The organism is Rhizobium beringeri (assembly GCF_004306515.1).
GTDB classification, from domain to species: domain Bacteria; phylum Pseudomonadota; class Alphaproteobacteria; order Rhizobiales; family Rhizobiaceae; genus Rhizobium; species Rhizobium beringeri.
This window is the reverse complement of sequence record NZ_SILG01000001.1, coordinates 618,851-645,258: the sequence shown is the minus strand read 5'-3', so window position 1 is coordinate 645,258 and position 26,408 is coordinate 618,851. Positions and strand designations below refer to the sequence as shown.

General features: G+C 62.0%; 25 protein-coding genes. 14 read left to right on the top strand and 11 right to left on the bottom strand.

The features are described from left to right. The first annotated feature begins 165 nt into the window (after positions 1 to 165). Positions 166 to 807, top strand: coding sequence for a chloramphenicol phosphotransferase CPT family protein (locus ELH03_RS03230; protein WP_130766014.1), 642 nt, complete (start codon positions 166 to 168; stop codon positions 805 to 807). A 327-nt stretch (positions 808 to 1,134) separates the two neighbouring features. On the opposite strand, the gene ELH03_RS03225 is transcribed toward ELH03_RS03230, so the two are convergent. The 6 genes from ELH03_RS03225 to coxB all read right to left on the bottom strand — a co-directional run bounded on the left by ELH03_RS03225 (position 1,135) and on the right by coxB (position 6,440). Further along, complete coding sequence (locus ELH03_RS03225; RefSeq protein ID WP_105005164.1) at positions 1,135 to 2,013, bottom strand: cytochrome c oxidase subunit 3; 879 nt, start codon at positions 2,011 to 2,013, stop codon at positions 1,135 to 1,137. A gap of 61 nt (positions 2,014 to 2,074) precedes the next feature. Beyond that, positions 2,075 to 2,683, bottom strand: coding sequence for a cytochrome c oxidase assembly protein (locus ELH03_RS03220; protein ID WP_128405167.1), 609 nt, complete (start codon positions 2,681 to 2,683; stop codon positions 2,075 to 2,077). After that, on the bottom strand, positions 2,680 to 2,820 hold the full coding sequence (locus ELH03_RS37225; RefSeq protein WP_164902196.1) for a cytochrome c oxidase system small membrane protein: 141 nt from the start codon (positions 2,818 to 2,820) through the stop codon (positions 2,680 to 2,682). The genes ELH03_RS03220 and ELH03_RS37225 overlap by 4 nt, the downstream gene beginning before the upstream one ends. Then, positions 2,820 to 3,770, bottom strand: a complete 951-nt coding sequence (locus ELH03_RS03215; protein WP_130712538.1) for a heme o synthase — start codon at positions 3,768 to 3,770, stop codon at positions 2,820 to 2,822. The genes ELH03_RS37225 and ELH03_RS03215 overlap by 1 nt, the downstream gene beginning before the upstream one ends. A gap of 67 nt (positions 3,771 to 3,837) precedes the next feature. Next, a complete protein-coding gene (gene ctaD / locus ELH03_RS03210; protein WP_105005162.1) occupies positions 3,838 to 5,538 on the bottom strand; it encodes a cytochrome c oxidase subunit I in 1,701 nt (566 codons plus the stop codon). 17 nt (positions 5,539 to 5,555) lie between these two features. After that, positions 5,556 to 6,440, bottom strand: a complete 885-nt coding sequence (gene coxB / locus ELH03_RS03205; protein WP_018449294.1) for a cytochrome c oxidase subunit II — start codon at positions 6,438 to 6,440, stop codon at positions 5,556 to 5,558. A gap of 316 nt (positions 6,441 to 6,756) precedes the next feature. On the opposite strand from coxB, the gene ELH03_RS03200 reads away from it, so the two are divergent. The 3 genes from ELH03_RS03200 to ELH03_RS03190 all read left to right on the top strand — a co-directional run bounded on the left by ELH03_RS03200 (position 6,757) and on the right by ELH03_RS03190 (position 9,753). Next, entirely contained in the window at positions 6,757 to 7,425 is a 669-nt protein-coding gene (locus tag ELH03_RS03200) for an invasion associated locus B family protein (RefSeq protein WP_197727702.1), read from the top strand. 404 nt (positions 7,426 to 7,829) lie between these two features. Further along, positions 7,830 to 9,245 (top strand): metalloprotease TldD, encoded by a 1,416-nt coding sequence (tldD, locus tag ELH03_RS03195; RefSeq protein WP_128405169.1) that lies wholly within the window; start codon positions 7,830 to 7,832, stop codon positions 9,243 to 9,245. 16 nt (positions 9,246 to 9,261) lie between these two features. After that, positions 9,262 to 9,753: a GNAT family N-acetyltransferase gene (locus ELH03_RS03190; RefSeq protein WP_128405170.1), complete on the top strand. Its 492-nt coding sequence runs from the start codon at positions 9,262 to 9,264 to the stop codon at positions 9,751 to 9,753. A 50-nt stretch (positions 9,754 to 9,803) separates the two neighbouring features. Here the strand turns inward: ELH03_RS03190 and ELH03_RS03185 are convergent, their stop codons facing one another. Then, positions 9,804 to 10,121 carry a nucleoside triphosphate pyrophosphohydrolase family protein gene (locus tag ELH03_RS03185; protein ID WP_012756314.1) on the bottom strand — a complete coding sequence of 106 codons (318 nt, stop codon included), beginning with the start codon at positions 10,119 to 10,121 and terminating at the stop codon, positions 9,804 to 9,806. Positions 10,122 to 10,204: 83 nt separating this feature from the next. Next, entirely contained in the window at positions 10,205 to 11,488 is a 1,284-nt protein-coding gene (locus ELH03_RS03180; protein WP_130766013.1) for a D-alanyl-D-alanine carboxypeptidase family protein, read from the bottom strand. 262 nt (positions 11,489 to 11,750) lie between these two features. Between ELH03_RS03180 and ELH03_RS03175 the strand changes: the two genes are divergently transcribed. Further along, on the top strand, positions 11,751 to 12,788 hold the full coding sequence (locus tag ELH03_RS03175) for a polysaccharide deacetylase family protein (protein ID WP_128410916.1): 1,038 nt from the start codon (positions 11,751 to 11,753) through the stop codon (positions 12,786 to 12,788). Between the two features lie 6 nt (positions 12,789 to 12,794). On the opposite strand, the gene pdxH is transcribed toward ELH03_RS03175, so the two are convergent. Beyond that, complete coding sequence (gene pdxH, locus ELH03_RS03170; RefSeq protein ID WP_012756311.1) at positions 12,795 to 13,415, bottom strand: pyridoxamine 5'-phosphate oxidase; 621 nt, start codon at positions 13,413 to 13,415, stop codon at positions 12,795 to 12,797. Between the two features lie 65 nt (positions 13,416 to 13,480). Between pdxH and ELH03_RS03165 the strand changes: the two genes are divergently transcribed. The 4 genes from ELH03_RS03165 to ELH03_RS03140 all read left to right on the top strand — a co-directional run bounded on the left by ELH03_RS03165 (position 13,481) and on the right by ELH03_RS03140 (position 17,339). Further along, positions 13,481 to 13,939: an RT0821/Lpp0805 family surface protein gene (locus ELH03_RS03165; protein ID WP_128405173.1), complete on the top strand. Its 459-nt coding sequence runs from the start codon at positions 13,481 to 13,483 to the stop codon at positions 13,937 to 13,939. Between the two features lie 627 nt (positions 13,940 to 14,566). Beyond that, positions 14,567 to 15,784: a J domain-containing protein gene (locus tag ELH03_RS03150; protein ID WP_197729976.1), complete on the top strand. Its 1,218-nt coding sequence runs from the start codon at positions 14,567 to 14,569 to the stop codon at positions 15,782 to 15,784. A gap of 121 nt (positions 15,785 to 15,905) precedes the next feature. Beyond that, positions 15,906 to 16,724: an enoyl-ACP reductase FabI gene (gene fabI, locus ELH03_RS03145; protein ID WP_128411463.1), complete on the top strand. Its 819-nt coding sequence runs from the start codon at positions 15,906 to 15,908 to the stop codon at positions 16,722 to 16,724. Between the two features lie 24 nt (positions 16,725 to 16,748). Next, a complete protein-coding gene (locus ELH03_RS03140) occupies positions 16,749 to 17,339 on the top strand; it encodes a histidine phosphatase family protein (protein WP_130766012.1) in 591 nt (196 codons plus the stop codon). 127 nt (positions 17,340 to 17,466) lie between these two features. On the opposite strand, the gene ELH03_RS03135 is transcribed toward ELH03_RS03140, so the two are convergent. Next, entirely contained in the window at positions 17,467 to 17,727 is a 261-nt protein-coding gene (locus tag ELH03_RS03135; RefSeq protein WP_003569889.1) for a DUF1344 domain-containing protein, read from the bottom strand. 244 nt (positions 17,728 to 17,971) lie between these two features. On the opposite strand from ELH03_RS03135, the gene ELH03_RS03130 reads away from it, so the two are divergent. The 3 genes from ELH03_RS03130 to ribB all read left to right on the top strand — a co-directional run bounded on the left by ELH03_RS03130 (position 17,972) and on the right by ribB (position 23,596). Further along, complete coding sequence (locus ELH03_RS03130) at positions 17,972 to 21,151, top strand: bifunctional diguanylate cyclase/phosphodiesterase (RefSeq protein ID WP_128411461.1); 3,180 nt, start codon at positions 17,972 to 17,974, stop codon at positions 21,149 to 21,151. A gap of 231 nt (positions 21,152 to 21,382) precedes the next feature. Beyond that, the gene (gene aroC, locus ELH03_RS03125) at positions 21,383 to 22,480 is read left to right on the top strand and encodes a chorismate synthase (RefSeq protein ID WP_128411467.1); all 1,098 of its coding nucleotides are present in this window, start codon (positions 21,383 to 21,385) and stop codon (positions 22,478 to 22,480) included. 12 nt (positions 22,481 to 22,492) lie between these two features. Further along, positions 22,493 to 23,596 (top strand): 3,4-dihydroxy-2-butanone-4-phosphate synthase, encoded by a 1,104-nt coding sequence (ribB, locus tag ELH03_RS03120; protein WP_018449308.1) that lies wholly within the window; start codon positions 22,493 to 22,495, stop codon positions 23,594 to 23,596. Positions 23,597 to 23,793: 197 nt separating this feature from the next. Here the strand turns inward: ribB and ELH03_RS03115 are convergent, their stop codons facing one another. Then, entirely contained in the window at positions 23,794 to 24,984 is a 1,191-nt protein-coding gene (locus ELH03_RS03115) for a winged helix-turn-helix domain-containing protein (protein ID WP_128411460.1), read from the bottom strand. A gap of 118 nt (positions 24,985 to 25,102) precedes the next feature. Here ELH03_RS03115 and ELH03_RS03110 point away from each other — a divergent pair, with 118 nt between their 5' ends. Together ELH03_RS03110 and ELH03_RS03105 are read left to right on the top strand one after the other, a co-directional pair. Further along, positions 25,103 to 25,777 (top strand): energy-coupling factor ABC transporter ATP-binding protein, encoded by a 675-nt coding sequence (locus ELH03_RS03110; protein ID WP_128402781.1) that lies wholly within the window; start codon positions 25,103 to 25,105, stop codon positions 25,775 to 25,777. Further along, positions 25,777 to 26,385: an energy-coupling factor transporter transmembrane component T family protein gene (locus ELH03_RS03105; RefSeq protein ID WP_128402740.1), complete on the top strand. Its 609-nt coding sequence runs from the start codon at positions 25,777 to 25,779 to the stop codon at positions 26,383 to 26,385. The genes ELH03_RS03110 and ELH03_RS03105 overlap by 1 nt, the downstream gene beginning before the upstream one ends. Positions 26,386 to 26,408 lie beyond the last annotated feature (23 nt).

Genomic DNA, 26,408 nt, shown 5'->3' with positions numbered 1-26,408 from the left:
CATCCCGAATGGAAATGCCTGCGCTTTTTCGTCCCGCTGATAGTTCTTCACATCGGAATCGATGTGAGGAACTAAACAGCAATTCAAAGTGTTACAGCGTCCTTGCCGCGTCTGAAAAGTCGCGCGGCGCTGTAGTGATTCGCGCCAAACAGAAGAAGAAGACTGATGACCAGTGATAACCATTCCGTGCAGATCATTATCCTGAACGGCGCGCCGCGGAGCGGCAAATCAAGCATCGCGCGCGCAGTACAGGAACACTTCGAGGGGCCGTGGCTCAACCTCGGCGTCGACGGCTACAATGCCATGACACCGAAGCGCTACCTGCCGGGCATCGGACTGCGGCCGGGCGGCGAGCGGCCGGACCTGGAGGAACTGGTGCCTTTCTTTTATGCGGCACTCTACGAATCGATCGCAATCCATGCCAGCCTGGGCCTCAATGTCATCGCCGATCTCGGCCACCATGACAGCTATTCGCAGCCGCTCGGCATCCTCGGCGATTGCGCCCGGCGCCTGGAAGACTTCCCCGTGCTGTTCGTCGGCGTGCGCTGTCCGATCGAGACAATCATGCAGCGGCGCGAGATTGTCCAGGAAGGGCGCGAGACGGTTTATCTCAGCGCCACGGAGGACGTGCCCGTTCCAGAACCGGTGCAACGCTGGCAGGACGAGGTTCATCGGCCCGGCATCTACGATATGGAGGTCGATACGTCAGTGCTGACACCGCTCGAATGCGCCGAGGCGATCCGCCACCAGCTGGATCTCGGTATTCCCCAGCCTTCGGCTTTCGAACGGATCGCCGGGGCGCGCTGAGGCGAAAAGAGCTAGCTCGAAGGGGTCCTAACCTCAGCCAGGAGATTGCCGCTGCCGGCTGCCGGCACCGACCGGGGTCGAGCCACAGGTCTCGACCCGTCCTTCAGACCCCCGCCTGCGGGGGAGAAGGGATATGCCGCGGCCTCTCCGTTCGCCGCTCACCTCTCGCAGGGCACGTCCCCTCTCCCCGTCAGAACGGGGAGAGGGTGAGGGTGAGGGGCAGCCAGAGCTCTAACCGAACAGCCGTGGCACGAGGCCAAGCAAAACGAGATTTGCCAATAAAAAAGGCGGGCACGAGGCCCGCCTTTTGCTTGACTATGGTTCCGATCAGCCGGCTGCGAGGGGTGCGCCCCAGCCGCCCCAAACGTAGATGCAGAAGAACAGGAACAGCCAGACGACGTCGACGAAATGCCAGTACCAGGCTGCCGCCTCGAAGCCGAAATGCTGCTTCGGGGTGAAGTCGCCGCGCAGCGCGCGGATCAGGCAGACACCCAGGAAGATCGTGCCGACGAGGACGTGGAAACCGTGGAAGCCGGTCGCCATGAAGAAGGTCGCGCCGTAGATCGAATTCTTGAAGGCGAAGGGCGCGTGGGCATATTCATAGGCCTGGACGCTGGAGAACAACACGCCGAGCACCACCGTCAGCGTCAGGCCCTGGATCAGGCCCTTGCGGTCGTTGTGCAGCAGCGCATGGTGCGCCCAGGTGACCGTCGTGCCCGACAGGAGCAGGATGACGGTGTTGTAGATCGGCAGGTGCCAGGGATCGAGGACCTCGATGCCCTTCGGCGGCCAGGTGCCGCCGGTATAGAGCAGGCGCGAGGCCTGGATCGCTTCGTTCGGATAGAGGCTGGCGTCGAAATAGGCCCAGAACCAGGCGACGAAGAACATCACTTCCGAAGCGATGAACATGATCATGCCGTAGCGCAGGTGCAGCGAGACGACGCGGGTATGGGCGCCCTCATGGGCTTCCTTCACCGTATCGGCCCACCAGCCGTACATGACATAGAGCACCAGCGCGAAGCCGATGTAGAAGAGCCAGGGATTGGCGAGCTCCGCGCCGGCGACCTTGAACGAACCGCCGTTGAGATAACGCATGTAGCAGACGCCGCCGATCGCCATGATGAAGGCGCCGAGCGAGGCGAGAATCGGCCACGGGCTCGGATCGATGATGTGATAGTCGTGATTCTTCTGGTGAGCATCGGCCATGTCGTTATCCCCGGATGTCTTCCTTCACTCCGCTCCCGGCATAGCCGGAAACGAGCCTTGATCAAAGTTTCTTTTCAATCTTCTCCGCTCCACCCTCATTCGAAGCCACCGGCTTCGGACCCTCTTTCGGGTAGAACGTATATGACAGCGTGACCGTGTGGATATCCCTGGATTCCACGGCCTTGACGATTTCAGGATCGATGTAGAACACGACAGGCATGTCGAGCTTCTCGCCCGGCTTCAGGTCCGTTTCCGTAAAGCAGAAACATTGCACCTTGTTGAAATAGACGCCCGCTTCCCCCGGCGTGACGTTGAAAACCGCCTGGCCGCGCTGGGTTTCGTTCGAACGATTCTCGGCGGTGAAATTGACCTGGATCGTCTCGCCGATCTTCGGATTGACCTCGCGCTCGACCGGCTTGAATTCCCATTGCAGGCCGGGCGCAACATTGGCGTCGAAGGTGACGCGCATCGTGCGGTCGAGCACGACGCTCGACACCTGGTCGACGCGCTGCGTCGTGCCGTTATAGCCGGTCACCTGGCAGAAGATGCGATAAAGCGGCACGGCGGCATAGCTCATCGCGCCCATGCCGAAGACGAAGCTCAGGCACATCATCACGACGGCGCCGTTGTTGCGGCCCTGCTTCTTCGGTGTATCGGCGTTTTCGCTCATCCCGCCACTCCCCCGCCGATCTTCACGATGGTGATCGCGTAGAAGAGAATGACGAGGCCGGCAAGCACCAGCCCGAGGGCGACGTTGCGGTTGCGGCGCGACTTGCGCTGCGCTTCCGTAAGCTTGATCAATTCCATCAGAACCAACCTCCCGCATGCGAGACCAGCAGCGAGGCCAGCCGGTCGATCATCAAGGCGGAGAACACGGCGAAGAGATAGAAGATCGAGAAGCCGAAGAGCTTCTTCGCCGGGATCATCTTCACATCGCCGTCGGGCATGCGCCAGACGGCGATGGAACAGTATATGAAGATCGCGCCGAGGGCCGCAGCGACGAGGCCATAACCGAGGCTCGCGAAACCGAGGAAGGACGGCAATACCGCGCAGACGGCGGTCAGCACCGCATAGGCGACGATCTGATGCTTGGTCACCCGCTCGCCGGCGACGTTCGGCAGCATCGGCACGCCGACGGCCTCGTAATCGCGCATCTTGAAGAGGGCAAGCGCCCAGAAATGCGCCGGTGTCCACAGGAAGATGATGAGGAAGAGAACGGTGCTCTCGATCGTCACGCTGTTGGTCACGCAGGCCCAGCCGATCATCGGCGGGAAGGCGCCGGCAGCGCCGCCGATGACGATGTTCTGCGGCGTCGAGCGCTTCAGCCACATGGTGTAGACGACGGCATAGAAGAAGATGGTGAAGGCGAGGATGCCGGCCGAGAGCCAGTTGACGGCCAGGCCGAGGATCACCACCGAGAAGCCTGACAGCACCAGGCCGAAGGCGAGAGCCTCGGACGGTGCGATGCGGCCGGCCGGGATCGGACGGTTGGCGGTGCGGCTCATGATGGCGTCGATATCGGCGTCATACCACATGTTCAGCGCACCGGAGGCGCCGGCGCCGACGGCGATACAGAGAATGGCGATCAGGCCGAGGACGGGATGGATGTGGCCCGGCGCCAGCACCAGACCGGCAAAGGCAGTGAAGACCACGAGCGACATGACCCGTGGCTTCAACAATTCGAAATAATCGCGCGCACTCGCTTCCGACAATTCGCCGTCCTTTGCAAGCACCTCGTGATTGTCGATGACCGTCATCATTCTGTCCTGAATGTCTTACCATCAGGACGCCGTATCGAAAGCGGCGTCCTGATGTCCGCGCAAATTACTTGATGCGCGGAAGCTGTTCCCACTGGTGATAGGGCGGCGGCGAAGGCAACTGCCATTCGAGCGTCGTTGCACCCTCACCCCACGGATTGTCGCCGGCGACGCGCTTCTTGGCGAAGGCTTCGAAGACGCCGTAGAGGAAGATCAGCACACCGAAGGCCGAGATGTAGGAGCCGATGGAGGAAACATAGTTCCAGCCGGCAAAGGCATCCGGATAATCGATGTAGCGGCGCGGCATGCCGGCAAGGCCGAGGAAGTGCTGCGGGAAGAACACCAGGTTGACGCCGATGAACATGATCCAGAAATGCAGCTTGCCGACCAGCTCGTTGTACATGTAGCCGGTCATCTTCGGGAACCAGTAGTACCAGCCGGCGAAGATCGCGAAGACGGCGCCGAGCGACAGAACGTAGTGGAAGTGGGCCACGACGTAATAGGTGTCATGCAGCGAGCGGTCGAGACCGGCATTGGCGAGCTGGACGCCGGTGACGCCGCCGACCGTGAACAGGAAGATGAAGCCGATCGCCCAGAGCATCGGCGTGCGGAACGAGATCGAGCCGCCCCACATCGTCGCGATCCAAGAGAAGATCTTCACGCCCGTCGGGACGGCGATGACCATCGTCGCGAAGACGAAGTAGCGCTGCGCGTCGAGCGACAGGCCGACCGTGTACATGTGGTGGGCCCAGACGACGAAGCCGACGGCGCCGATCGCGACCATGGCGTAGGCCATGCCGAGGTAGCCGAAGATCGGCTTCTTCGAAAAGGTCGAGATGATGTGGCTGACCATGCCGAAGCCCGGCAGGATGAGGATGTAGACCTCGGGGTGACCGAAGAACCAGAACAGGTGCTGGTAAAGGATCGGGTCGCCGCCGCCTTCCGGAGAGAAGAAGGAGGTACCGAAGTTGCGGTCGGTGAGCAGCATGGTGATGCCGCCTGCCAGAACCGGCAGCGACAGCAGCAGCAGGAAGGCGGTGATCAGCACGGACCAGGCAAACAGCGGCATCTTGTGCAGCGTCATGCCGGGAGCGCGCATGTTGAGGATCGTGGTGATGAAGTTGATCGCACCGAGGATCGACGAGGCGCCGGCAATGTGGAGGGCAAAGATCGCAAGATCGACCGCCGGTCCCGGCGTGCCGGTCGTTGCCAGCGGCGGATACATCGTCCAGCCGCCGCCCGTGCCATAAGCGCCTGCCGGGCCTTCGACGAACATCGACAGCAGCAGCAGCGCGAAGGCGGGAACGATGAGCCAGAAGGAGATGTTGTTCAGACGCGGGAAAGCCATGTCAGGCGCGCCGATCATGATCGGCACCATCCAGTTGGCAAAACCACCGATCATCGCCGGCATGACCATGAAGAAGATCATGATCAGCGCGTGCGCTGTCGTGAACATGTTGAACATCTGCTTGGCGCCGTCGATTGCGGCATCGCCCTCATAGCCGTAGACCATCGAGGCCAGTCCGTGGAAGATCTGGATGCCCGGTTCCTGCAGCTCCATGCGCATGGCAACCGACAGCGCGCCGCCGATGATGCCGGCAATGATCGCGAAGATCAGGTAGAGCGTGCCGATGTCCTTGTGGTTGGTCGAAAACAGCCAGCGATTGGCAAAGCTCGGCTTGTGCGCGTGATCATGGTGATCGTCATGCGCGTGGTCATGGTGGGCGTGATCATGAGAATGATCGTCGTGAGCGGAAGGTCCAGCCATTGTCCCGGTCCCCTTAATTACTGTGCTTCGGCGACGTTGACGGTCTTTGCGGGACCATCGGTTGCAGCCATGAGTGTCTTGTAGGCGCCGGGCAGGTCGCTGGCGGCTGCGGTCAGCCACTGCTTGTACTTGTCCTCGGAGACGACGCGGATGGCGATCGGCATGAACGCATGGTCCTTGCCGCAGAGCTCGGAACACTGGCCGTAGAACAGGCCTTCGCGTTCGGCCCTGAACCAGGTCTCGTTCAGGCGGCCCGGCACGGCATCGATCTTGACGCCGAAGGAAGGCATGGCGAAAGCGTGGATGACGTCGGTCGGCGCTGAGGTCACGAGAACACGGACCGTCTTGTTGACCGGCAGGACCAGCTCGTTATCGACGGCCAGAAGTCTGGGATAGATCGACTTGTCTTCCTTGCCGGCGGCCGCGCGGTCCTGATCCTTCAAGAGGTAGGAATCGAAAGCCAGCGGGCTTTCGCCCGAACCTTCATATTCGTAGTTCCACTGCCACTGGGTGGCGGTCGCCTTGATCGTGACGTCGGGGTTTTCAGGCAGCGTCAGCTGCGCCGTCAGCAGGTTGAACGAAGGAATGGCGAGAAGAAGAAGCACCAGGACCGGCCCCACGGTCCAGGCAATCTCGATCAGCGTGTTGTGGCTCGTCTTCGAGGGAACCGGGTTCGCGCTGGCGCGGAACTTGAAACAGACGACGATGAGCAGGACCAGGACGAAAAGCGTGATCGGAACGATAAACCACAGGGTATATTGTTCGAACCAATGGATTTCCCGCATGATCGGCGTTGCCGCCGGCTGCAGCGTTGCCTGCCACGGCATGGGCTGGTCGGCATATGTGCCGGAAGCAAAAAGCAGACAGACCAGCGTGGTCAGGGCTGCATAAGCCTTCTTCATCACCTTATTATCTCCCTCGAGCGCTTGACCTGCAAAATAGAACGCAGAATCCTTGCCATCTTCAGCGCTTCAAACCACAGTTTGGCATTTGCCGCAACAGGTCAGAGCAATTGTCTATGCGGCATTTTTGCTCAAAGCATAGGCAGGTCAGAACGGCAAAACATCCCAAGTTTTTCATCAGCATATGAAAAATCGGCTTTCCGGCCAATCCGCGCGCGACACATTATTTCGCAAAGGTCCAATTTCCGCCGCAGTCCCCCGGTTTTCACGGGGTGGGGCTTTTCATTTTTGGTGGGCAGCTTCAACAATAGCCGCAATGATTCGATATCCAGAGGTTTCCATGGGTTTCCGTTCCCTCGCGCAGTCACTTCTCCTGACTGCCAGCATCGCGGCCGCAGCGACGACGCCCGTTTTCGCACAGCAGCAACCCGCCCCGTCACAGGCCAAGCCCCCCGCTTCGGCGCCGGCGCCGACCCCTGCTCCGGCGCCGCAACAGCCGAGCGCCGCCAAACCGAATGTCGAACAGGTGACACCCGGCCAGACGCAGCCGCCGGCGCCCGGCACGGTAAAGTCCAATCATGGCGCATGGTCTGTCGTCTGCGACAAGCCGGCCGGGGCTGCGACCGAACAATGCGCGCTGATGCAAAACGTCATCGCCGAGGATCGGCCGGAAGTCGGGCTTTCCGTGGTCGTGCTGAAGACGGCCGATCGCAAGTCGAAGATTCTGCGCGTGCTGGCGCCACTCGGCGTGCTGCTGCCGAACGGCCTCGGGCTCAATGTCGACGGCAAGGATATCGGCCGCGCCTATTTCGTCCGCTGCTTCGCCGATGGCTGTTATGCCGAAGTCGTGCTCGAGGACGAGCTGCTCAAGACCTTCCGCAGCGGCGCCCAGGCAACCTTCATCGTCTTCCAGACCCCGGAAGAAGGCATCGGCATCCCCGTGGACCTCAAGGGCTTCGCCGAAGGTTTCGATGCCCTGCCCTGAGGGCAATTGGCAGCTTCCGTAGGTCCGCCCCCTCATCCGCCTGCCGGCACCTTCTCCCCGTAAACGGGGCGAAGGGGATATGCCGCAACATCTCCGTTCCCCACTCACCTCGCGCAAGGCACGTCCCCTCGCCCCGTTTTTACGGGGGTCCGCAGGACGGGTCGAGACGAGTGGCTCGACCTGGTAGGTTAGGGTGAGGGGCATTTGTTTGCTCGCCATCTCGAACAAATCGGCTCCCAAGCTGATTATGTAGAAAGGCCGCGCCGCCACGCAGCACAAGGCGGTGGAAACTCTCACATCCCATTAAAAAAGAATAATTCGACGGCGGGGCTTCACTCCTTATTATGTGGAGCCCTATCTAGGAGTAAGTGCACTCCTGAACGCATGCCCATTGGAGCCATACCATGACCACCGATCTCCTGACGCTTTTCGATGCCGATGAAGCGACGATGCGCAAGCACGTGGCTGAGGCGCTTTCGGGCGCCGATGACGGCGAACTGTTCATCGAGCATGCGCAGGCAGAAGCGCTGACCTTCGACAATGGCCGGCTGAAGGGCGGCAGCTTCAACACCGAACAGGGTTTCGGCCTGCGCGCCGTTGCCGGCGAAGCGGTCGGCTATGCCCATGCCGGCGATCTCTCGGTGGCGGCGCTGAAGCGTGCGGCCGATGCGGTCGGCGCGGTGACACGCGGCTATTCCGGCTCCTACGCGGCAGCACCGCAAGGCACCAACAAGAAATTCTACAGCGACGAGAACCCGATCGGCCAGCCGAGCTTCGAGGAGAAGGTCAAGGTCCTGCAGGACATCGATGCCTATCTGAGGGGCAAGGATGACAAGGTGCGGCAGGTGACGGCCTCGGTCGCCGCAAGCTGGCAGGTCGTCGACATCCTGCGCGCCGACGGACACCGCGTCCGCGACATCAGGCCGATGACGCGCATCAACATTTCGGTGATGGTCGGCGAAGGCGAGCGGCAGGAGAGTGGCTCCTATGGCCACGGCGGGCGCATCGGCTTCGGCGATTTCATCGCCGAAGGCAGCTGGCAATACGGCGCCGACGAGGCGCTGCGCCAGGCGCTCGTCAATCTCGAGGCGATCGATGCGCCGGCGGGCACGATGGACGTCGTTCTCGGCTCGGGCTGGCCGGGCGTGATGCTGCACGAGGCCGTCGGTCATGGGCTGGAAGGCGATTTCAACCGCAAGAAAACCTCGGCCTTTTCAGGTCTTCTCGGCCAGATGGTCGCCGCTCCCGGCGTCACCGTCGTCGATGACGGCACGATCGACAATCGCCGCGGCTCGATCACCATCGACGACGAGGGCACGCCGTCTGCCTACAACGTGCTGATCGAAAACGGCAAGCTCGTCGGCTATATGCAGGATCGGCAGAATGCCCGGCTGATGGGCATGGCGCCGACCGGCAACGGCCGCCGCCAGGGCTATTCCCATGTGCCGATGCCGCGCATGACCAACACCTACATGCTCGGCGGCGACAAGACGCCTGAGGAAATCATCGCCTCGGTGAAGAAGGGCATCTATGCCGTCTCCTTCGGCGGCGGCCAGGTGGACATCACCTCCGGCAAGTTCGTCTTCGGCTGCACCGAGGCCTATCTGATCGAGAACGGCAAGGTCGGTGCGCCGATCAAGGGTGCGATGCTGATCGGCAACGGGCCGGATGCGATGAAGCGGGTGTCGATGATCGGCAATGACATGAAGCTCGATACCGGCATCGGCAATTGCGGCAAGGCCGGCCAATGGGTTCCCGTCGGCGTCGGCCAGCCGCATCTGCGCATGGATCAGGTAACGGTCGGCGGCACGCAGACCTGAGGCAAAAGGATCGGTCATGGCGGACGTCGAAATCAGGACCTTCACAGTCGATGACGCCGATGCCGTGCTTTCGGTGATCCTGCCGATCCAGCGCGAGGAATTCGGCATCGATATCACCGTGGATGCGCAGCCGGATCTCAGGGTCATCCCGGATTTCTACCAGTCCGGCAAGGGGCAGTTCTGGGTCGCCGTCAAGGATGGCGCCATCGTCGGCACGGTCGGGCTCAAGGATATCGGCAACAACCATGCGGCGCTACGCAAGATGTTCGTCTCAGCTGAGGTTCGCGGCCGCGAGCATGGCGTCGCGGCGCGGCTCCTCGATCGCCTGTTTGCCCACGCCAGGGATGTTGGTCTCACCGATATCTTCCTCGGCACAACCGACAAGTTCGTCGCCGCGCATCGCTTCTACGAGAAGAACGGCTTTACCGAGATCGCCAAGAGCGCCCTGCCCCGCTCCTTCCCGCTGATGGCGGTGGACAGCAAATTCTACCGCTATAAGGTCGGCTGATTTAAGTTTCCGAAGACCGACGGCCGCACGTAAACGTGGAGCGCCTTGCATCAGCCCTTCGACGTCAGCGCCGGCTGGAACCGCCACTTCCGCTCGATAGCGGCGGCAAGATCGATATCGTTGCGGCGGGCAAAGAGCAGGATGTGGCCGAGCAGGTCGGCGGTTTCGTCGGCGAGATCGCGGTCGAGTTCTTCCGGCGTCCGGTCCCTGCGGCGCCCGCGGCCGGTCAGGCGGTTCCAGGCCTGGGTGAGTTCACCCACCTCCTCCTGCAGCTTCAAGAGAAACCAGTCGGGGTCCCGCTCGATGCCATTGGCTGCGGCATAGGCCGCGGATGAGGTTTCGAACTGATCGGCGAGGCGGCGCAGCATGGACGTTCTCCTTTTGTTTATGGAGGAGACGCTGATTCCCAACAATTGTCCAGAACAGGATTGCCCAGAGTGCGGGGCGGCGATCAGCCGCGATCCGGCAGCAGCATGCAGTCATAGGAGCGCTGCTTCAGGGCATCGCAGGCCGAGACGGCGGCATCCTTGCTGGCGAAGCCGACGAAGCGGGCGCGATAGATCTTGTTGGCCCCCTGCCCGACCGCCTCGGTATAGGGCGAAGCGGAAACGAGCGGCGCGCCGGCTTCCGACTTCGCCTGGGCGAGAAGCGCGCGCGCCGCATCGGCGCTAGGGGCGGCCGAGATCTGAATCTGCCAGTCGCCATTGGCCTTCTCTGCTGATGTCTTTGGCGTCTTGCCGGCGTTCAGGATCTCGTCCAAAGCGACGGGACGATCCAGCGGCACGACGGAGTCATCGGCATAAGCCAGGCTCTTGGCTGCGAGATCGTCGGTCTGGCGCGGTGCGTTGAGCGGCACCGGAACATCGGACGCGTCAGCGGCGGACGCGACTTCGACAGTTTCTTTCGCGCCGACGCTCGCCACCAGCTTTGCGCCGCCGGAAGACGAGGCACGGCCGAGATAGCGGTCGAGCAAACCAGCCATCTTGGCGTCGCGGCTGCGGGCGGTGCGGCCGCCGAGCACGACGCCGACCACGCGGCGGTTGCCATCCCTGACCGCGCTGACGAGGTTGAAGCCGGAAGCGTTGGTATAACCCGTCTTGATGCCGTCCATGCCTTGATAGCGGTACATGAGATTGTTGTGGCCGCGCACGGTTCGGCCACGGAAATTGAAGCTTGCCGTTGAAAACAGCCGGTATTCGTTCGGATAATTCTTCATCAATGCGACGGCGAGCGTCGACATGTCACGCGCCGTGGTGACCTGGCGGCCGTCCGGCAGGCCGGATGCGTTGACGAAGACGGTGCGGCTCATGCCGAGCTGGCGGGCTTTGGCCGTCATCACCCGGGCAAAACCGCTTTCCGAGCCGGCGAGCTTTTCGCCCATGGCGGAGGCGGCATCATTGGCCGATTTGACGATCATGCCATAGACCGCCTCGCGCACGGTGATCGTGCCGCCCGCCTTGACGCCAAGCTTGGTCGGCGGCCGTGCGGCGGCGTATTTCGAAATCGTGATCGGAGTGTCCCAGGCGATCTTGCCGCGCTTCAACGCCTCGAAGGTGAGATAGAGCGTCATCATCTTCGTCAGCGAGGCCGGATGGTTCAGCGTATCGGCATTTTCGGCGGCGAGAACCTTGCCGGTCCGGGCATCGAGGATCAGCGAAGCATTTCCGGCAAGGGCCGCAAGGGGCGCCGAAACGGCAAGCGTTACGGTCAAAACAGCCGCCAAAAGCTTTCTCATGCACTTTCCCCTCATACGCTGGCCCCTGATATGCTGGCCCCTGATGCGCAGCCCTTGATCCGGGCTCTCGGTCAGACCGGCATTTGTGCCGTAATGTGACAGAAGCCGCAAGTTTGGCGCGACTTTGAGGCAACGCCTATCATTTTTCTAGTCTTTTCATCACCTTGGTTAACAGGAAATCAAAGACCTGTTCCGAACAGGGATTCAGCAAGGCTTAAGTCGCACTTGCTAGTTTCCCGCAAAGGCAAGGGACGGGCGCCGCATGACGGGACAATTCAAGCGACTGGCAAAACGCGCAGCGATCGGCGCCGGGCTCGAGGTTTCCTGGCTGCTTGCCTCGGCCGGGCTGATGCGCGAAGCGCGCGGGCGCGGCGTCGTCTTCACGCTGCATCATGTCCGCCCGCACGTGCCAGAGGCCTTCGAGCCGAATGCGCATCTCGAAATCACCCCGCGTTTTCTCGACGCGGCGCTGCGGCGGCTGCGGCGGGAGGGTTATCGCTTCGTGCCGCTCGGCGAGGTGCCGGTGCTGCTGGCGGAGCCCGAGGGAGGAGCGCCGTTTGCTGCCTTCACGCTCGACGATGGATACAGCAACAATCTGGAACATGCGCTGCCGGTATTCGAGCGGCATCAAGCGCCGTTCACGGTGTTCGTCGCCAAGGGTTTTGCCGAGGGCTCCCACAGCATCTGGTGGGAGACGCTGGCGATCCTCTTACGCCAGGTGCCGGAAATCCGCTTCGATTTCGGCCGCGGCATGGAGCGGCTCGCGCTCGACAGTCCGCAGCTGCAATGGCATGCCTTCGATCGCTTCGCCGCCTATATCCACCGCTCCGACGAGGCGCGCGCCGTCGCCGCCATCGATCTGCTGGCGCGGGAAAACGGCATCGAGCCGACGGATATCGTCCGCGAGCTGGTGATGGGGCCTGGCGAATTGCAATGGCTGGCGGCACATCCGCTCGCAACGCTCGGCGCCCATACGCTCAGCCATCGCGCACTGGCCCGGCTGCCGGAAGCCGAAGCACGAATAGAAATGCAGGCTTCGGCCGATTACCTCGAAGCGGTGACCGGTATCCGTCCCGAGACGATCGCCTATCCCTATGGCACGCCGGAGGCTGCGACCGCCCGCGAGGCGCGCATCGCTCGCAATCTCGGCTTTACCCTCGCGGTCACCACGCAACCCGGGCTGCCGGCAGCGAAGCTGACCGGCTATCTCCCACGCATTTCGCTCAACGGCTTCTACCAGAAGCGACGCTACGTCTCGGCGCTTGCTTCCGGCATACCGCTGAAGCTGATGGGCAGGTAAAGCCCGTTACGGATACATCCGCACCTTGTCCCATTCGCCTTCCGGTGATGGCCGGCGGAATTCGACCCGGTCGTGCAGGCGGAATTTCTGATCTTTCCAGAATTCGATCGAGGTCGGCCGGATGCGGAAGCCCGACCAGTGGGCGGGGCGCGGAATCTCGCCGATGGCATAGCGGGCGGTATATTCGGCCACCGCCTTTTCCAGCGCGAAACGGCTTTCGAGCGGACGGGATTGTTTGGAGGCCCAGGCGCCGATGCGGCTGCCGCGCGCACGCGTCTTGAAATAGTCGTCCGCTTCGGCATCTGTGACGATCTCGACGGGGCCGCGCAGCCTCACCTGGCGGCGCAGGCTTTTCCAGTGAAAGCACATGGCAGCCTTTTTCTGGCCAAGAATTTCGCGGCCCTTCTGGCTCTCGAAATTGGTGTAGAAGACGAAACCGTCGTCGTCGAATCCCTTCAGGAGAACCATGCGGACATTGGGAAGACCATCCTCATCGACCGTTGCCAGCGCCACCGCATTCGGGTCGTTGGGCTCGGAGGCCTCGGCTTCTTTCAGCCATTCGGCAAAGAGCTTGAAGGGTTCGCCACTTTCGGTAAAGTCACCGCTTGTTAACTCGTTTGCCGACATATTGGTTCAAATGCCCCGGATTATTCAAAACTCGCCCAGCTTTTGATAACTGGACAGGATGCAGGGTGGAAGTCATAACAAAGTCATCTCGCCATACAAGGGGCCTGCGGCGACGCAGCCGCGCGTTCTTCGTCATCAGCACCGCGATGTTATCGCTTTCCGGCTGCGTCAGCGGCGGTATGGATTTCTTGAGTGACGCCAAGGTCGACCGGTCGGTGGCAACCGGCACCGTGCCGCAGACGCCGCCGAGCACCGACACGCTTTCCGACGAGATGACCGTGCGCAATGCCGTGACCTCGGCCGACGTGCAAAGGCTCGAGGGCCAGCCGCTTCCCTGGGCAAATGCATCGACCGGCAGCGCCGGCGTCATCGAGACGATCGTCGAGAACAACGAGTCCGGCCAGGTCTGCCGCCAGTTCCGCACGACCCGGCATTCCTATGTCGGCATCGCCAAATTCTACGGCAAGACCTGCCTTGTCGGCGGCGGCAACTGGCAGCTTCTGAGTTTCCAGCCGGAGAGCTGATCCTCCTAGAGCCTTTCCGGGTTAGATTGAAGCCTTCTGCCGGAGCAGGTTTTCGTCAGGGCAAAGGCGATTGGCGAAGGGCATACCTCCTGGTACGTCCGAGCCGATCGCCTTTGATCCTGGCGGAAAGATGCCCGGCCCACCGGCCGCACTGCTTCGCCATGCGAAGCAATAGGTGCGTCCGGCGCTTCTAAGTCTTGCAGAATTGCCAGGCAAATCTGCGGGAAGGTTGGCTGAAACGGGCCGGCTGATCGACCGGCCGGCTTGGCCGTAGAGCTGGGCTACGACGCGCGCCGGCCGGTCGACCATCCGACTCCGTTTGAGCCAACAGAATGATTCAATCTGACCAGGAAAGGCTCTAAGGTAGTTCAAAATATTACAGCGTCCCTTTGCGCGTTCGAAAAGACGCATAGCGCCGTCCCCAACAGGTTAACGCGCGACCGCTTTCTGCCCAATGCTTAGCAAAGAGCTAACCATTCGCCGCGAAACACCCCACATCTCTGCACAGAAATAACAAGTGATTAGCAACTCCGCCGCAGGATCGGCGTTGAGAGTGGTTCTTCCTGCCTTTGGGGCGGGTGCGCCACACACGCTCTATTGGACGGGGATGCCGGGCAAGGACGAGGCTTGCCGCATCACAACACCGGCGGTTTTGACATGCGCGATCCTTATAAAATTCTGGGCGTCAAGCGCGACGCGGCAGTAGACGAGATCAAGGCGGCTTGGCGCAACATGGCCAAATCAGCCCATCCCGACCACAATCAGGATGATCCGACAGCGACGGCCCGGTTCGCCGAGATCGGCCGCGCCTATGAAACGCTGAAGGATCCGCGCAAACGCAGCCTGTTCGACAATGCCCTGCGGATGGCCGAAGCCAAGAAGCACGAACAGACGATCATGCAGCAGCGCCAGGCGGCCCGCGAGGCGGCCGTGCGCGCCAAGGCGGCGCAGGCCAATGCCGAACGCGTGATGGAAGAATTGGCGCGCGCCGCCCAGAAGGCTGCCGCCGACGGCTCCAGGCAACAGGCAGGTTCCGCCGAGGCTGCCGACGAGATGGTGGATCGCATTTTCGGCGCCCAGGCCCGCGCAGCTGCCAGTGGCCAGGCGCAGGGTCGCGCCCAGCAGACGCAATATCAGCAAGCCCAAAATCAGCAGACACAAAACGCCCAGGGCGATGCCGGCAAGCGCATGGATGGCGATGCCGCCGAGGCCGACACCAAGGGCGACGAGGAAGCGGGCGAAGCTGGGGCAAATGCCGCCGCCAACCTGTCGCTGCCGCTCAGCATCCTGACAAACCTGGTGCGCCGTTTCACCGGCGCCAAGGATACCGGCCTCGATAAAGCACCGGATGAGGTGACGACGGCGACGGTGACGATCGACGACGTGTTGAAGAGCGGCTGGATCACTGCATCGCTGCCGGAGGGCCGTGAAATCGGCTTCGCATTGCCGGCCGGCACGACGGACGGTTACGAGCTGCGGCTCAAGGGACAGGGATTCAAACTGCCGGGCATGCAGCGCGGCGACGCCGTCATCAACATTCGCATTGCGCCCGATCCGCGTTTTTCGGTCGACGGTTTCGATCTGCACGCCGTGCTGCCGCTTAGCATCGAAAATGCCGTGCTCGGCACCGAAGCGCGCATCGAGGGACCGAGCGGGCCGCTGAACGTGACGATCCCCGCATGGTCCGGCTCGGACAAGACGATTAGAATTCCCGGCCAGGGATTGCCCCGCGAAGAGGGCGGCAGAGGCGATCTCGTCGTCGAATTGCGCATTATCTTGTGGGAAAAACCCGACGATAAAATCACCGATCTCATGCGGAGCATGCGCGAAGGCCTGTTCCTATGAAATTTTTATGACATTCGCACCCTTTATTACGATCCCTAACAGTTGATGATCCCGGCCAAGCTTGAACCGATTAACGGCCTATGCCATAGGCAGGATCGATCAGAATCCTAGGGAGCGAAATATGGCTCAAGCATCCGGCCTCATGGCAGGCAAACGCGGCGTCATCATGGGTGTCGCCAACAATCGTTCGATTGCGTGGGGTATTGCCAAGGCCATTCATGCGCAGGGCGGAGAAGTTGCGCTCACCTATCAGGGCGATGCGCTGAAGAAGCGTGTCGAGCCGCTCGCCGCCGAAATCGGCGCGACGCTCGTCGGCCACTGTGACGTCGCCGACGAAGCGACCATCGACGCCGTTTTCGAAAACGTCCAAAAGCTCTGGGGCAAGATCGATTTCCTCGTGCATGCGATCGGCTTTTCCGACAAGGACGAGCTGACCGGCCGCTACGTCGACACCTCGCCCGACAATTTCACCAAGACGATGCAGATCTCCGTCTATTCCTTCACCTCGGTCGCACGCCGCGCCGAGAAGCTGATGACGGATGGCGGCGCCATGCTGACGCTGACCTATTACGGCGCCGAAAAGGTGATGCCGAACTATAACGTCATGGGCGTGGCCAAGGCCGCGCTCGAAGCCAGCGTCAAGTATCTTGCCGTAGACCTCGGGCCGCAGAACATCCGCGTCAACGCCGTCTCGGCCGGACCGATCAAGACGCTTGCCGCCTCGGGCATTGGCGATTTCCGCTATATTCTGAAGTGGAACGAATATAACGCGCCGCTGCGCCGTACCGTCACCATTGAGGAAGTCGGCGATGTCGGCCTCTATCTCCTGTCGGACCTGTCGCGCTCCGTCACCGGCGAAGTGCACCATGCCGACAGCGGCTATCATGTCATCGGCATGAAGGCGGTCGACGCGCCCGACATTTCCGTCATCAAGGACTAGAGCATTTCGAGCGGAGCTGAGACCGTGCTTATCTACGTGATCAGACACGGCCAGACCGCCTGGAATGCCGAGCGTCGCCTGCAGGGTCAGAAGGATATCCCGATGAATGCCACGGGCCTGGAACAGGCCCGGCAGAATGGCATCGCGCTTGCCGGGATTCTCGGCGACACGATCGACCAATTCGATTTCGTCGCAAGCCCGCTCGGGCGAACACGCGCGACCATGGAGATCATGCGCACCGCCATGGGCCTGCCGCCGCTGACCTATCGCACCGATCCGAGGCTGGTGGAAATTTCCTTCGGCGACTGGGAGGGCTCGACGCTCAAGGAGCTGAAGGCGACGCAGGGTGAGCGGGTGGCGGAACGCAATGCCTCGAAATGGGATTTCATCCCGCCCGGCGATGATGCGGAAAGCTACGAAATCCTCTCCTGGCGCACCGGCTCATGGCTGAACTCCGTCGATCGTCCGACGGTTTGCGTGACACATGGCGGCGTCATCCGCACGCTTTTCCAGACGATCGCCGACCTGCCGAAAAGCACCGCTGCGGAAGGCGCGATCCCGCAGGACCGGATCATCAGGATCGAAACCACGGAGCGGACGATCGTCTGGCTGTAAGGATTGCCAGCCAGCCAGGCGCTCCAACAGGTCGGATTGGAATGCGAACGAGCTGTTCGGCCTGTGCTGTCCACAGAGGTTGCAGCCATCGGCGCGTACCTCACCCGATCATTCTCCAGAGAACTGCCTATTTGACGATGTCGAGATCGTTGATGACGCGTTTGCCGTCGACCTCGGTATAGAAGACGATCACCTTCACGCCGGCTTCGAGGCCGTCGAAATTGAATTCCTCGGGCGCCTGATAGGTCTTGCCGTCGTCGAGCGTCAGCACGAGGTTGGCCGTGTCGACCTTCTTGATCGTCGCCTCGACATCGGCGCTCTCGGCAAAACCGCTCATCGGTGACAGGAAGCTTGCTGTTGCCAAAAGCGTGGCGACGACGAAACGCATGGCGACAATCCTTTTAAGACGCTGCACGAGAACATGACTGGCCACAGATAAGCTCCTGAATATGGCGAAAATTGCCCGTAAGAATGGCTTTTCCCGCCCAATTGATGAATAGGATTTTAAATATAATCAAGATGCCGCGTTAACCCGCGGTTTTTCCCTTCACACGATTTTTCGGCATCGCCGGCGGGCAATCGTAAATTAACCCGCGCGTCCTACAGTTGCTCGCCAACAGGGGAGTTTCATTTTGCTATCCAGGCTCAGCGACAGCAAGCAGTTGCGGCGCGTGTTGAAGAATACTCGCGTTTCGTTTCTGGTTTCGTCGCTTGTCGCCCTCGTCGTCATCATGGTCGGCTTCGGGCTCGACCGGGCCAATACTGCGTCTTATGTGCGCGAACTTCATATCCGCACCGAAAACGAGACGAACCTGATCCGCGCCCGGGTCATGGCCGAGATCAATTTGGACCTCAGCGTCGTCCGCGACCTTACGAACCTGATCTCCCTCAGCGCGGCAAACGGAGAGGAGATGGAGCGCCAGATCAACTGGCTGCTGATCCAGAACCCGTCTTTCATTCATATTGCCGTCGCCCCTGATTTCATCATCCGCGACATCCACCCGCCGCAATCCAGCAATGAGCGGATCGGCCGCGACGTGCGCGAAACTCTCTTCTTCCGCCAGGCGATGACCAGCGCGGCCGGCGACCAGTCGGCGCGCTTCTACGGCCCGATCAGCATTGATGGCCGCGACGCCTTTGCCATCTTCTTCCCGGTTTTCGTCAGGGAGAACGGCGAGCGGCGGCTCTGGGGGGCAGTCGAGGTCGCGATCGACCAGACGATGTTCTACCAGGCGACCGGGCTGATGCCGGCACGCGACCGCGAGAACCGGGAACGCTATCCACATCTCGACCATCTTTCGATCGCCATCCGCGATATCGGCGCGGCGGCCGCGACCAATGCTGCTCTGCCGGCGCCGTTCTTCGGTTCGTCCGATATCGATGACAAGGATCCGATGCGCCAGAAGATCGGCTTTGCCGGCGGCAAGTGGGAGCTTTCCGCGGTCCCGAACAGCGGCTGGAACGCGATCCCCGAAAACCGCACCGAGCTGCGTCTGATCATCCTTGCCGCCGGCTTCATCATCATCGTGCCGATCTTCTTCGCGACCCTTCTGCTCGGCGAGCGCAATCGCAATATTACCGCGCTGGAGAGGCGCGAGGCAAAATTGCTGGAACTGTCGCAGCGTCTCAATCTGGCCCTGGAATCCTCCAATATCGGCATCTGGGAGCTGGAGGATCATTCGAGCAGCCTGCTCTGGGACGCGCGCGCTGCAGCCCTGCACGGCAAAGCGGCCAAAGAAGGAAGCCGGGCGCTCGACGAGTGGCTGGCGGCGATCCTGCCCGAGGATCGTGAAACCGCCGAAGTGCATTTCTTCAGCTGCAGCATCGCCGGCGCTGCCTGCACGGCGCAGTACCGCATCCTGCTTGGCGATGGCGGCATCCGCCACCTGCGCTCGGTCGGCGCCTTCTATACGGATGCCGGCGGCGTCAGCAAGACGATCGGCATCGTCTGGGACGTGACCGCCGATGCGGTGACCACCGACACGCTGCGCAAGGCCAAGGATATGAGCGAGGTCAAGAATGCCGAGCTGGAGCTGGCGCTTGAAGAGCTCTCAAGCCGCGAGGGGCAGCTGGCCGAGCTTTCCAGCCGGCTCGACCTGGCGCTCAATTCCTATCAGTGCGGCATATGGGAGGCGCGGCCCGGCCTCGGCGGCTCGATCTGGAACGAGCGGATGCACGAGCTCTACGGGCTTGCGCCGCGCAACGGCTTCATGACCGAGGAGACCTGGCTTAGCCGCATCCACCCCGAGGACAGGAGCCTGGCGCTCGAAAGTGCGCGTCACTTCAAGCACAACGGCGATACGCACACCCTCGTCTGCCGCGTGATCGTCGACGACGGCTCGGTGCGCTATGTTCGCTCGGTCGGCAAGGTCCACCAGACGGGGACCGGCGAGATGAAGATCATGGGCATCGCCTTCGATGCCACCGAAGACGTGCTGATGACGATCAGGCTGAAGGCTGCCAAGGACGAGGCGGTCGCCAAGAATATCGAGCTCGAGCTTGTCAAGAACAGGATCGAGCACAATTCGCTGCACGACCCGCTGACCGCACTCGCCAACCGCCGCAAGCTCGACATCGCGCTCGAAAATCTCACCCATGACGGCCGGCAGCAGCGGCAGAAATTCTCGATCCTGCACATCGATCTCGACCGCTTCAAGGACATCAACGACACGCTCGGCCATGCCGCCGGCGATGCGATGCTGGTGCACGCCTCGAAGGTGCTCGCCAAGAATGTCCGCGGCAGCGATATCGTCGCACGCATCGGCGGCGATGAATTCGTCATCCTCGCCCTCGATGTCGGCGACAAGGAGATGGCCCAGCTTTCGACGCGGATCATCGAGGAGATGCGCCAGCCGATCGATTTCCAGGGCTTTTCCTGCCGCTGCGGCGTGTCGATCGGCATTGCACTCGCCAACGGCATCCATGTCGATGCGCGCAAGGTACTGATCAATGCCGACATCGCGCTCTATCGCGCCAAGAGCATGGGCCGCAACCGCTTCGAATTCTTCAATCACAATCTCCAGGCCGATATCATCAACACCAAGCGCACCGCCGACGAGATCCTCGCGGGCATCGACAATTGCGAATTCACCGCCTGGTACCAGCCGCAATTCTCGGCCCGGACGATGGAACTGACCGGCGTCGAGGCGCTGGTGCGCTGGAAGCACCCGTCCAAGGGGCTGCTGACCCCCGACAAGTTCCTGCGCATCGCCGACGAGATCAATGTCGTGCAGATGCTTGACCGGATCGTGCTGGAAACGGCGCTGCGCGACAAGGTGCGCTGGACAGCGCGCGGCATTGCCGTGCCCAAGGTCTCGGTCAATGTTTCGGCGCGGCGGCTGCATGACGGGAGCCTGCTGGAATCGCTCGCCGACCTGCATATCCGTCCGGGTGAGATCTCCTTCGAACTGGTGGAATCGATCTTTCTCGACGAGAGCGAGGACGTCGTCTCGCAGAATCTCGAGCGCATCAAGGCGCTCGGCATCGATATCGAGATCGATGATTTCGGCACCGGCCATACCTCGATCGTCAGCCTGTTGAAGCTGAAGCCCAAACGCCTGAAGATCGACCGCCAGCTGGTGCAACCGATCGTCAATGCCTCGCAGGAGCGGGCGCTGGTCAGCTCGATCATCGAGATCGCCCGCTCGCTCGGCGTCGAGACGGTGGCCGAAGGGGTGGAGACGGCAGCGCATGCCGCGCTGCTGCGTGATCTCGGCTGCGATATCCTGCAAGGCTTTGCCTTCTCGCGACCGCTCTCCTTCGACGATTTCACCAACGAAGCCACAGGAACGGGGTGGCGGCTGGCATCATGATCGCCGCCTGCTGATCGGCGTCGTCCGGACCCCTCCCCGCCTGCGCAGAGAGAATGGCGGCACAATGCGCCGTCGATCACCGGCAAAGACGGAAACAGCATTTCCTGGGCTGCCGGTTTGACGCAAAGAAAGGCTTTTGCCTCGGCGGATTTTTGGCCTATGAGTGTCGCGCCTTTTCAAGCAATGGCGCGGCCGGCAGCGATCGGCTTTGGCGCGCCACCGTGGGAACACATGTCGCACAATACATTCGGTCACCTTTTCCGCGTAACCACCTGGGGCGAAAGCCATGGTCCGGCGCTCGGCTGCGTCGTTGACGGCTGCCCTCCGGGGCTGCGCTTCAAGCTCGAGGACCTGCAGGTCTGGCTCGACAAGCGCAAGCCCGGACAATCCCGCTTCGTGACGCAGCGGCGCGAGGACGATCTGGTAAAGGTGTTGTCCGGCGTCATGCTGGACGCCGACGGCGAGACGATGACGACCACCGGCACGCCGATCTCCATGCTGATCGAAAACACCGACCAGCGCTCCAAGGATTACGGCGAGATCGCGAAACAATACCGCCCCGGCCATGCCGATTATACCTATGACCTCAAATACGGCATTCGCGACTATCGCGGCGGCGGCCGTTCCTCGGCGCGCGAAACCGCTGCGCGGGTTGCTGCCGGCGGCATCGCCCGTCTTATCGTACCGGGCGTCACCGTGCGCGGCGCATTGGTGCAGATCGGCAAACACAAGATCGACCGCCGCAACTGGGATTGGGATCAGGTCGATCAGAACCCGTTCTTCTCGCCCGATGCCGCGATCGTGCCGGTCTGGGAGGAATATCTCGACGGCATCCGCAAGAACGGCTCCTCGATCGGCGCGGTCATCGAAGTGATCGCCGAAGGTGTGCCGGCCGGCCTCGGCGCGCCGATCTATGCCAAGCTCGACCAGGATATCGCCTCGCTGCTGATGTCGATCAACGCCGTCAAGGGCGTCGAGATCGGCAATGGTTTTGCCGCCGCCGAAACCTCAGGCGAAGACAATGCCGACGAGATGCGCATGGGCAATGACGGCACGCCGATCTTCCTTTCCAACAATGCCGGCGGTATTCTCGGCGGCATCTCCACCGGGCAGCCGGTGGTGGCGCGTTTCGCCGTCAAGCCGACCTCCTCGATCCTGACCGAACGCCAGTCGATCGATGCGGAGGGCAAGAATGTCGATATCCGCACCAAGGGCCGGCACGACCCCTGCGTCGGCATCCGCGCCGTGCCGATCGGCGAGGCGATGGTCGCCTGCGCCGTCGCCGACCACTATCTTCGCGACCGCGGCCAGACCGGCCGTCTGAAATAGGAGCGCTCGCCCATGTCTTATGACCAGAAGCGTGTCGTCGACGCCATCCGGGCCTTCGAGGCCGGCGAGATCGTCGTCGTCATGGACGACAATGACCGCGAGAACGAAGGCGACCTGATCGTCGCTGCCGTGCATTGCACACCGGAGAAGATGGCCTTCATCGTCCGCCACACCTCCGGCATCGTCTGCGCGCCGATGCCGAAGGAAGAGGCCAAGCGCCTCAACCTCAACGCCATGGTGGCGGAAAACGATTCGGCCCATACGACGGCCTTCACCGTCTCGGTCGATTTCAAGCACGGCACGTCGACCGGCATCTCCGCAGACGACCGGACGCTGACGGTGCGTAACCTCGCCAATCCGAATGTCGGCGCTTCCGATTTCGTCCGTCCCGGCCACATCTTCCCGCTGGTTTCCCGCGAAGGCGGCGTGCTGATGCGCTCCGGCCATACGGAAGCTGCCGTCGACCTCTGCAAGCTCGCCGGCCTGCCGCTGATCGGCGTTATCTCAGAACTCGTCAACGACGACGGCACCGTCACGCGCGGCCCTGAGGTGGTGGACTTTGCCGAACAGCACGGGCTGAAGCTCGTCTCCGTCGCCGATCTCATCGCCTATCGCCAGCGCAAGGAAACGCTGATCGAACTCGGCACCAGCTTCGACATCGAGACGCCCTTCGGCAAGGCCAAGGCCCATACCTATTCCCTGCCCTGGGACCCGATGCAGCATCTCGCCGTCGTCTTCGGCGACATCCGCGACGGTGTCGACATCCCGGTGCGTCTGCATCCGGAGAATGTCGCCGAGGATCTCTTCGGCAAGAACAGCCCGGTCGATTTCTACATGCAGAAGATTGCCGAGCAAGGCCGCGGCGTCATCGTCTATCTGCGCGAAGGCTCGGTCGGCGTCGGCCACCACGACAACGGCCGCAAGGCCCGCAACCAGGGCCGCGAAGCCCATGCCGAAGCCCAGACGCGCGACAGCGAATGGCTGGAAATCGGCCTCGGCGCACAGATCCTCAGGGATCTCGGCGTCAGCTCGATCAAGCTGCTCACCAGCCGCGAGCGCCACTATGTCGGCCTCGAAGGTTTCGGCATCAAGATCAGCACGACAGAGATCTGCTGAAGAAAAAAACCCTCCCCAACCCCTCCCCACAAGGGGGAGGGACTAACCCGCGGCGGGGTTCTGCCACCAAAATGCGCCACCACACGCTGCATCGTCAGGAATGAAACTCGACGGGCGCCACACGGCAGCCCCTCCCCCTTGTGGGGAGGGGTTGGGGAGGGGTTTTCGCGCAAGATGCCGCTGCTCCGGCGAAGGGACTACCCTCTCCACCCGTCGAGCAGCACAACCTTCTCCACACCCGCAAACCGCGCGACCCGCTCCAACTCCGCTTCCAGCCTCTCCAGCCGCCCGGCTGACGGTTTTACACCGGGCTCCAGCCAGAGCCGCTTGACATCAAGCGTCGATTTCTTCCGATCCGCCTTCATGTCGATGCGGCCGATCAGCCTGTCGCCTTCGAGCAGCGGGAAGACGTAATAGCCATATTCGCGCTTCGGCTCGGGCACGAAAATCTCGATGCGGTAAAAGAAGCCGAACAGGCGTTCGGTGCGGTTACGGTCGCGGATCATCGGGTCGAAGGGGCTGAGCACCCGGATGCGCGGCGGCGCGTCGGGGTAATTGTCGAGCGTCGACAGAAAATCGGCAAAGGCCCAGGATGGCCGCGCCTTGCCGCCCAGCGCCGGTTCGATCAGAACTTCGATCAGTTCGTCGCGATGAGCTGATACCCAGGCCTTGGCCTCATCGGGCGAGACCAGGTTCCAGAAGGCTGATATCTCGCCGTGGGTGGCGAAGCCGAGCCGGGTAAGCGCGCTGCAGCAGGCCCAGTCGACGAATTCCTCGCGACTCACCTCCGGCTCGCGGAATTCGGCCGGGATGACGCGTTCCGCCAGGTCATAGATCTTCTGGAAATTCGAGCGGCCGGCGATGGCGAACTTGCCGGTGTGCCAGAAATATTCGAGCGCCGTCTTGTTCGGATGCCAGTTCCACCAGCCGCCGGAAACGTGTCCATCGGCCTTGATGTCGCGCGCCAGGATCGCGCCGTCGCGCTCAACGCGCTCATAGGTCTCCGCAAACGCCGCCTCGAAGCCCTCGCCGCGCCATTTGCGCCAGCGCTCGACGATCACCTTCTCCTGATGGCGGAACTTGTGCTTCCAATAGACGAAAAAGGCGCTGGGCAGGATCGAGGCGTCATGTGTCCAGTGTTCGAACAGCGCGCCGTCCTTTTCGAGCAGCGCGGTCAGATGTTCGCGCCGGTAGGTCTGGTTGCGGGAAAACAGGATCTGATGATGCGCCCGCTCCACCGTCTGGATGCTGTCCACCTGGACGAAACCCAGCTCATGGATGAGCTGCAGCAGTCCGGCCTTGGTCAAGGCGCGGTTCGGCGGGGCGCTGAGGCCCTGCTTGGCAAGAAAGACACGGCGGGCGTCGGAATTGGAAAGCAGATTCGTCATGGCCCCATCATAATCCGGAAAATCTTCCTAGCCACCCGATATCGACAAGGAGATTTACTCTTTCATCACTCGAGATTCCCCGTATAGAAGCGGGATCGCGAGGATGCGAGGGATGGGTTTGGATATTCGTTTCGAAGGCGCCGGGGTCAGTTTCGGGGCACGGGTGGCGCTGCAGCCGCTGACGCTCGGCATCAGTGGAAAACGCATCGGCGTCATCGGGCTGAACGGTTCGGGCAAGACCACTTTCGCGCGGCTGATCAATGGATTGACCAAGCCATCGGTCGGGCGCGTCACCGTCAACGGCCGCGACACGAGCGATGAGAAGACGGCTGTGGCCGATGTCGGTTTCATCTTCCAGTCACCGCAGAACCAGATCATCCTGCCGATCGTTAAAGACGACATTGCCTTCGGGCTGAAGCGGCGCGGCTTCAGCAAGGCGGAGATCGAGGCGAAGGTCGAGGGCGTGCTGGCCCGCTTCGGCGCTGAGGCGCTGGCCGATCGGCGCGCGCACGAGCTTTCCGGCGGCGAGCTGCAGGTGGCGGCCCTCTGCTCGGTGCTGGCGACGGGGCCAGGCATTCTCATCCTCGATGAACCGACCAACCAACTCGACCTCAAGAACCGGGCGTTGGTCGAAGGGATCATCGCCGGACTGCCGGAAAGCGCCATCATCATCACGCATGATCTGGAGCTGATCGCCGATTTCGATCGGGTGCTGCTGTTTCATGAAGGGCAGCTTGCCGCCGATGCGCCCGCTGCCGAGGCGATTGCCCGCTACAGGGAGATCGCCGCCTGATGCAATCGCTCTATGTCGAAGGCAACAGCGTGATGCACCGGCTTTCGCCGCGGGTAAAGCTGTTGTCGCTGACGGCCTTCGGCGTCCTCCTGTTCATCAGCGACAACCTCATCCTGCTTTCGATCGCCGTGCTGCTGACGGCGGTTCTCTACCGGATGATCGGCCTGCCGTTTGCCGATGGGCTCAGGCGGCTGCGGCCGGTCTTCCTGACGATCGCGGTCGTGGCGCTTTTCAACCTCATCTTCAATCCCTGGCAGGAGGCGCTCGTGCCCCTGCTGCGGCTGACGGCGCTGATGCTTCTGGCCGCCACCGTGACGGCGACGACGTCGATCACCGAGTTCATCGACGAGGTGACGGCGCTTGCCCGCCCGCTCGAACGCACCGGCTGGGTGCAGGCCGACGATATCGGCCTGGCGCTCGGGCTGGTGCTGCGCTTCGTGCCTGAGATCGTCGGGCGTTATCAGGCGATCCGCGAGGCGCATAAGGCACGCGGGCTGAAGGTCCGGCCGACCACGCTGCTTGCGCCGCTGATCATCCTGACCCTTAAGGATGCGGATAATATCGCCGCGGCGATTGACGCGCGCGGCATTCGGCGGCATGTGAGTTAACGATTGATAAACACGGAATTCAT

Coding starts and splice junctions, on each gene's coding strand:
- ELH03_RS03230 (WP_130766014.1), top strand. CDS start 166: ATGACCAGTGATAACCATTCCGTGCAGATCATTATCCTGAACGGCGCG.
- ELH03_RS03225 (WP_105005164.1), bottom strand. CDS start 2,013: ATGGCCGATGCTCACCAGAAGAATCACGACTATCACATCATCGATCCG.
- ELH03_RS03220 (WP_128405167.1), bottom strand. CDS start 2,683: ATGAGCGAAAACGCCGATACACCGAAGAAGCAGGGCCGCAACAACGGC.
- ELH03_RS37225 (WP_164902196.1), bottom strand. CDS start 2,820: ATGGAATTGATCAAGCTTACGGAAGCGCAGCGCAAGTCGCGCCGCAAC.
- ELH03_RS03215 (WP_130712538.1), bottom strand. CDS start 3,770: ATGACGGTCATCGACAATCACGAGGTGCTTGCAAAGGACGGCGAATTG.
- ctaD (WP_105005162.1), bottom strand. CDS start 5,538: ATGGCTGGACCTTCCGCTCACGACGATCATTCTCATGATCACGCCCAC.
- coxB (WP_018449294.1), bottom strand. CDS start 6,440: ATGAAGAAGGCTTATGCAGCCCTGACCACGCTGGTCTGTCTGCTTTTT.
- ELH03_RS03200 (WP_197727702.1), top strand. CDS start 6,757: ATGATTCGATATCCAGAGGTTTCCATGGGTTTCCGTTCCCTCGCGCAG.
- tldD (WP_128405169.1), top strand. CDS start 7,830: ATGACCACCGATCTCCTGACGCTTTTCGATGCCGATGAAGCGACGATG.
- ELH03_RS03190 (WP_128405170.1), top strand. CDS start 9,262: ATGGCGGACGTCGAAATCAGGACCTTCACAGTCGATGACGCCGATGCC.
- ELH03_RS03185 (WP_012756314.1), bottom strand. CDS start 10,121: ATGCTGCGCCGCCTCGCCGATCAGTTCGAAACCTCATCCGCGGCCTAT.
- ELH03_RS03180 (WP_130766013.1), bottom strand. CDS start 11,488: ATGAGAAAGCTTTTGGCGGCTGTTTTGACCGTAACGCTTGCCGTTTCG.
- ELH03_RS03175 (WP_128410916.1), top strand. CDS start 11,751: ATGACGGGACAATTCAAGCGACTGGCAAAACGCGCAGCGATCGGCGCC.
- pdxH (WP_012756311.1), bottom strand. CDS start 13,415: ATGTCGGCAAACGAGTTAACAAGCGGTGACTTTACCGAAAGTGGCGAA.
- fabI (WP_128411463.1), top strand. CDS start 15,906: ATGGCTCAAGCATCCGGCCTCATGGCAGGCAAACGCGGCGTCATCATG.
- ELH03_RS03135 (WP_003569889.1), bottom strand. CDS start 17,727: ATGCGTTTCGTCGTCGCCACGCTTTTGGCAACAGCAAGCTTCCTGTCA.
- aroC (WP_128411467.1), top strand. CDS start 21,383: ATGTCGCACAATACATTCGGTCACCTTTTCCGCGTAACCACCTGGGGC.
- ribB (WP_018449308.1), top strand. CDS start 22,493: ATGTCTTATGACCAGAAGCGTGTCGTCGACGCCATCCGGGCCTTCGAG.
- ELH03_RS03115 (WP_128411460.1), bottom strand. CDS start 24,984: ATGACGAATCTGCTTTCCAATTCCGACGCCCGCCGTGTCTTTCTTGCC.
- ELH03_RS03105 (WP_128402740.1), top strand. CDS start 25,777: ATGCAATCGCTCTATGTCGAAGGCAACAGCGTGATGCACCGGCTTTCG.